The organism is candidate division WOR-3 bacterium (assembly GCA_026418155.1).
In the GTDB taxonomy this organism is placed as follows: domain Bacteria; phylum Hydrothermota; class Tepidihabitantia; order Tepidihabitantales; family CAIPLT01; genus JAOABV01.
Genome location: JAOABV010000115.1, coordinates 1 through 527, shown reverse-complemented (window position 1 = coordinate 527; position 527 = coordinate 1). Strand labels below are relative to the sequence as shown.

At 33.8% G+C, this 527-nt stretch carries 1 protein-coding gene; it reads left to right on the top strand.

The window, feature by feature from the left end; genetic code table 11:
• A partial coding sequence (locus tag N2201_07545; GenBank protein ID MCX7786052.1) for a restriction endonuclease subunit S occupies positions 1 to 527 on the top strand: 527 nt, incomplete at both ends.

Below are 527 nucleotides of genomic sequence, written 5' to 3'. Positions count from 1 at the left end.
AAAGGCATCGGGCATAAAGAATTTAAGTATAGCAAAGAACTCAATTGCCAAATTCCAAAAGAGTGGGAAGTGGTAAAGCTCATTGAAGTTGCGAATATAAGACAAAATAAAGATATAAGTAATTTAGACGCTATCGCTTTTATACCAATGGATTTGGTTTCCAATTCGAATATTTATGTAAGGTATCAAGTAAGAAAAAAAGAGAGCATATCAAGTTTTACATATTGTGAAGCCGGAGATTTATTATTAGCAAAGATAACCCCTTCATTAGAGAATGGTAAACAAGGTATTGTTCCAAATGATATTCCGAATGGGGTTGCATTGGCAACGACTGAAGTTTTCCCCATAGCATGTGAGAATATCAACAATTTATTTTTGTTTTATATTCTAAAATATCCTAAGTTTAGAAATCAAATTATAGCATCAATGATAGGGACGACGGGGAGACAAAGAGCGTCAAAAGATAGTGTGATAAATTTAAAAATACCTCTGCCTTCCGGTCCCGAGCAGCAAAAAATTGCTGAAAT